Annotated in this window: 4 protein-coding genes and 1 pseudogene; 2 read left to right on the top strand and 3 right to left on the bottom strand. The window is 60.8% G+C overall.

Features of this window, described 5'->3' with window-relative positions; translation table 11 throughout:
• The 3 genes from GY769_07615 to GY769_07605 all read right to left on the bottom strand — a co-directional run.
• A partial coding sequence (locus GY769_07615) for a DEAD/DEAH box helicase (GenBank protein MCP4201783.1) occupies window positions 1-329 on the bottom strand: 329 nt, incomplete at its 3' end.
• A 1,201-nt stretch (window positions 330-1,530) separates the two neighbouring features.
• Window positions 1,531-2,835, bottom strand: a complete 1,305-nt coding sequence (locus tag GY769_07610) for an IS630 family transposase (protein ID MCP4201782.1) — start codon at window positions 2,833-2,835, stop codon at window positions 1,531-1,533.
• A gap of 101 nt (window positions 2,836-2,936) precedes the next feature.
• Entirely contained in the window at window positions 2,937-3,653 is a 717-nt protein-coding gene (locus tag GY769_07605) for a hypothetical protein (protein ID MCP4201781.1), read from the bottom strand.
• A gap of 451 nt (window positions 3,654-4,104) precedes the next feature.
• Between GY769_07605 and GY769_07600 the strand changes: the two genes are divergently transcribed.
• Window positions 4,105-4,476 (top strand): CBS domain-containing protein, encoded by a 372-nt coding sequence (locus GY769_07600; protein MCP4201780.1) that lies wholly within the window; start codon window positions 4,105-4,107, stop codon window positions 4,474-4,476.
• A 544-nt stretch (window positions 4,477-5,020) separates the two neighbouring features.
• Window positions 5,021-5,212: pseudogene (locus tag GY769_07595) on the top strand (DEAD/DEAH box helicase).

The following is a 5,212-nucleotide window of genomic DNA, read 5'->3' as shown; positions in this document are numbered from 1 at the left end:
CCCGCCTCCCGGAATCGCGCAGACAGCTCCTCGAGCGGCCGCGACAGATTGCGCCGGATGTCGGTATTGAGCGCCTTGAGCGGCGACACGTAGAGCACCCGCACCCGCCCCGACTCCCAGCGCCCGGTGAACAGCCGGTCGAGCGCCCACAGAAACGCCGTCAGCGTCTTGCCGCTGCCGGTCGGCGCCGAGATCAGCACGTGCTCGCCGGCGGCGATCTTCGGCCAGGCCTGGGCCTGCACGTCCGTCGGCTCCCCGACCGCTTCTGTGAACCAGCGGCGGATCAGGGGATGGAAGACGTCGAGGGCGTCGGCAGTCGCGGTGGGCATCGCCCGGGTAGTCTACCGAAGCGGCGAGGAGTAGCGACAGCCACGAGCCGCCGCAAAGCTCAGGTCAGTGAAGCTGGATTTTCAAGAGCCCCATCGAGGAGCTCGACGTCATTGATTGTCTGTGATGCTAGGAAACTAGGGAGCTCGAGGTGCTCGTTCCCCTCGCACCGGCATGAAGCGTCGGCATCTGGTGGAATCGCTGCGTATCGCTGAAGATCCTTGATTGCCCTGTGAATGGACCGCCGCACATTTTCAGCTGCCTCCAGGAGGCGGAGCTCTCCTTCCGCACTGCCTGCATTCTTGGAACTGGCTAGGAGACCCTCGATAAGGTCGGCCCCTTCTCGGCATACATCCAGCCATTCGAGCATCCGTTCCCGACGCGACTGCCTTGGAACGATCTTACGTTCATCATCAAGCCCATAAACCCGTGCGGTATACCGGGCGTCTCTGGTGAGGGGAACTAGCCTATCTTCCGAAAGGCTGAAGTGGTCTCCCCAAGCTTCAGTGCACGGGTCGAGAAGGCGGCGGCCCTCGTTGTCCACGACAGGGGCGTTCCCTCGCGAGCCATTGCACAGACGGCATGAGAAGTAGCAATTCCCGTAGTCATTGATACCTGTTTCGTCATGGCTGACTGGTGCAAAATGCTCGACGGTTATAACGCCCCAGCCTTGAACACCATGCTCCATGAGATCTGCCTCATGCAGAAGACAGAACGAACACGTGAAGCCAAACTCCCACCGGAGACAGGGGCGGTATTTTCGATAGCCATACCGACCCCTGACATCGGCTCTTGGCTTGTGGGAACGCTCAATCGGATGCGTCGGTGGGCTCGTGCTTGGGGGTAGGATCTGCATATTCTGTTAGGAGCTCTCGGGCGTTGCGGAGGGCTTCGTAACCCTCCCCCGGCTGTAGGAAGAGCCTGGCCTCGAACCGCCTGCGCATGGCGTCGGCTTCGATCTGCTGAAGCTCTCGAAGCTCATTGAGGCGTTCACGGACTTCAGGTCGCTCAGACGGTTCGTCCTCTGTCATGAGCTCCCGCACCTCGGCATAGAGTGTGTCGATGCGAGCGTTTCTTCTTTCAGAGGCGGCTGCCTCTGATTCTGGCGAAGATGGAGCTAGAGAATCGACTTCGCTCGAAGCATCGACATCGGCTTCCTGCCTAGGGGTCCACCCCAACGATCTTGGGGTCGGATCTGGCAATTCAAGCGACGGCACTGGCCTTGGATGAGTCCTGAAGGCTGCTGGGTGTGAGTGCCTCGGTGAGACGTCGATGTAGCGCCACGATCGCGATCTCGGTGTCTTCGGATCCAGCCATGCATCGCTCCAGGTAGGTTTCGCGATCGGCGAGCCCGCATTGTAGTTCCCGCCACAGCCTTTCTGGGACTTGATTCCAGTAGTCTCGCGCCAGGTTGGTCAAGAGGCGGACCTGCTTGTGGAGGAACTTCTGCTTCAGGGCGTCGGACTCGAGCGTCAGCCATTGGCAGAATCGACGCACGACCTTCTTGGCCAAGCCTTGTCCCCTGTAGGCCCATTTGAAGGGGTGAGCGAAGTGTTCGTTCCAGGTCTCCAGGAAGGTAAGTATCGCCTCGCTGAGTTCGTCCACCGAGTCAAAGCTCCTGCCCTTGAGGCACTTGTTGTGGAGGATGGCGAACCAGATCTCGATCAGATTCAGCCACGAACCGTGGTAGGGGGTGAAGTGAATGATGATCCGTTTCTCATCGGACTGTAGCCATCTCCTCCTCAGCTTGGCGGTCTTCAAGTCTGGATAGCTCACGCCTGAGTGTTCGGCCACTGCGCGGCAGAAGACCTCGGTCGAGTGAGCCGCCAGGTTGTCGCAAATGTAGTGTAAGACGGCGTCGGCTGGCTGCCGGGCGACGTGCTCGGAGAAGACCTCAGTGAGGGTCTCCTTGAGATGGTTGGGGCGCACGTGTCCGAACATCTGGCCGGTGGCGACCTCGAGGATAGCAATGAAGTCACGCGTTCCCCGGCGCTTGTACTCCGACTCCAAGCGCGTGCCCTCGTTGTCCACAATCGGCAGCGCCAAACGCTCCAACGCTTGGAGCCCGTTGCACTCATCGAGACAGAACAGGTGTCGTGGCCGGTTCATGTACAACTCGATGAGGTGCTCCATCTTCGGGAAGAAGTCCGGATCGGAGATGTGGAGGAAGTACCTGACCAGATGGGGCCGCAAGCTGTGAGCGCGTACTATCCGATGGATGGTCGATGCGCTGATGCTGCGCCCGAGCATCTCCTGATGCCGATTCAAGTAGCCTGCCGCCCACGCGAACGACCAACACCGACAGCCGGGCAAAGGGCTCTGGCAGTAGAAGCCAATGACCTTCAGCCGCGAGGCATCGTCGAACAGCGGCTGAGATCCTCTACCGACCTTATCGAAGAGTTCGCTTGTCTGCGTCACTGCCACACTCCACCTGCGAACCGTCCTCAGCGAGCATCCCAGATACCAGGCGCACACGCGCCGGCTGACGCCGCCGTGAGCTAGCACCATAATGGTGAATCGACGAAGGATCCGCCCCTGTTGGAGACCCCGTCGTCGGCAGCGCTTCAGCAGCTCGGCCCGAATCGGTGCCAGACGCTGGTCGCCCTCAGCTACGATCCGGCGGAGTTTTTTTTAGCCTCGCTCAGTGACTGTCGGAGCGTCCTGCCGAGATTGCGCAACCCGAGCTTGGCAACATGGTGACGGATCGTGCGGCCCGACAGCTTGATCTCGCAACGTTCCTCCAAGTCCGCTCCCAGCTGCCGGGATGAGGTGCTCGCGTCCGTGGCGGCGTTGAGCACATACTGCTGGATCAGTTCTGCTCTGACCTCAGGCGTGACCCGAGTGTCGCGCTGCGTGCCCCGGCGTTGATCGATCAACTCTGGAGCGTCGTGCTCCCGCAGCTTCGCCGCCAGAACCCTCACACGGTCCCTCGAGAGTCCAAGTCCTTTGGCAACATCATCGGTTCCCAGCAGGCCCCCTTCCAGAAACGTCAAGAGCATCGTCCGGCACTGGATCTTGTTCCTGCGTGGCATCTTGATTCTGATCTGCTCGCTCAGCTCAACCACCAGCGTCTCACCGTCCACAAACACCGACGGCCGTAAAGGGGGTCTCCTCGCAGGAGGAAGGAAGCTTGAGCTTCTACGCCGGCGGTCCTCTAGGGCTGGCAGACCGTCGCTGAGTACTCTGTGGATCAATGACTTCACCGTGTCAGACGGCATCCGGACAAACTCGGACAAGGCTCTGCGGCTAGCTCCCAGGAGGTAAAGCGCGAACGCGACGATGCGGGAGACAGCGGTCGCTCCCAGCACGCGGCTCGCCTTTTCCATGCGTACCTCCGACCGACGCTCGGACAGCTCGGGCAGTTTCTGGCAGTCCAACATGTCTGGCGTCCTCCGGTAAATCACCCACTTCCTCAAGCAGGATACTCAGAGTTCGCTAGATTGTCAACAAAGTAACGCCTACGGCATAGAGATAGCGGGGTGAGACCCGGGCCTTAGTCAAATGTTCAGGATTGCCAGAACTTGACTGCGATTCCTTGAGACGGACCCCTAGTCATCTGCTGCTGGCCTCCGATTCTTGACTCAAGCGTCAAGAAGGAGGCCATTGCAGATGTCTGGTGACACCTTCGCTGAGACGGGCAATTCCGCCGTCCGGCCCCCATGCGGACCGCACCACCCTCAGAGGTGGCGGCCCTGCCCACCCGCCAGCGTGTCGACGGCCCGCGGTGGTCTCCGTATGCTGCTCTTTGTACCGAACCGGTGACGGACGGGAGAGACGATGAGGCAACAGACAGCGAAAGACGTGATGAGCGAGACCGTGGTGACCGTCCGCGACGACCTCACCCTCTGGCAGGTGTCCGAGATCCTGGCCGAGCACAAGATCTCCGGAGCGCCGGTCGAGGACGACGAGGGTAGCCTGCTGGGGGTGGTCAGCGTCACCGACGTCAACCGCAGCGCCGCGGAGCCGCAGCTGAAGGCGCGCCAGATCATGACCCCGATCGCGGACACGGTCTCCGAGGAGACGACGGTGCCCGAGATCGCCCGGATCATGGTCGGCAACCACTATCACCGGGTGATCGTGACCCGCCGCGAGAAGCCGGTCGGCATCGTCAGCTCGATGGACCTGCTGAAGCTCGTCGCCGAGCTGTAGGGGCCGTCATCCGGGAACCAGCGTCATCTCCTGACGCTCGAACGAGCGCTCGGAGCCTGAGATAGGCCGAAAAGGAGTCTCGATCGCGCATTGAAACCGGCCTGCAACGTGAAATCGAGCTTCAAACGCGCATTGAAAGAGAGTTGCATCCCGTGTTTGAGCTTCAAACGCGTGTTGAAAGTGAGTTGCAACCCGTGATTGAAACTCGATCGCACGTTGTCAGACGACTGAAAGGCCCGATCGAAGCTCGATCGCTGGTTGAAACTCGCTTTCAACACGCATTTGAGTTTCAATCGCCCGATTTCGACGATTTCGACGATTTCGAGTCTGGAATTGAGCCCGGAGCGGCCTTGGGAGTCGCTACGGGACGCGAGCCTGGGATTCGATCGGGCATCGTCGGCGGTGCTCGTCGCGTGATCGAGCTTCAGAGGCTGGGCAACTACGGCATCGCCGGTCCTTGGAATCCTGTAGTCAGGCTGGTGGAGCCGACTCAGGCCGATAGCTCTAGATCGCGCCCCATAGCTCGGAGCTCGACCGTACACCGATCGCGGCGCCCGACTTCGGCGCCGTCCGGGTGGACGATTTCCGGCTGGTGCCGTTACTCAAAGCACTACAGATGCCGCGCGTCTCACTCCTGCTGGCCGACGATGTCGGGCTCGGCAAGACGATCGAGGCAGGGCTGATCTTGACCGAGATACTGCTTCGTCGAAGGGTCCGCCGGGTGCTGGTGATCTGT

The sequence above is a fragment of the bacterium genome (genome assembly GCA_024224155.1).
Taxonomy (GTDB): domain Bacteria; phylum Acidobacteriota; class Thermoanaerobaculia; order Multivoradales; family JAHEKO01; genus CALZIK01.
The sequence above is the reverse complement of the archived record's forward strand: the minus strand, read 5'-3'. Positions and strand labels throughout refer to the sequence as shown.

What these genes read in the sequence shown, in the direction of transcription:
- GY769_07610 (MCP4201782.1), bottom strand. Translation starts at nt 2,835, where the DNA reads ATGGTGCTAGCTCACGGCGGCGTCAGCCGGCGCGTGTGCGCCTGGTAT.
- GY769_07605 (MCP4201781.1), bottom strand. Translation starts at nt 3,653, where the DNA reads ATGGAAAAGGCGAGCCGCGTGCTGGGAGCGACCGCTGTCTCCCGCATC.
- GY769_07600 (MCP4201780.1), top strand. Translation starts at nt 4,105, where the DNA reads ATGAGGCAACAGACAGCGAAAGACGTGATGAGCGAGACCGTGGTGACC.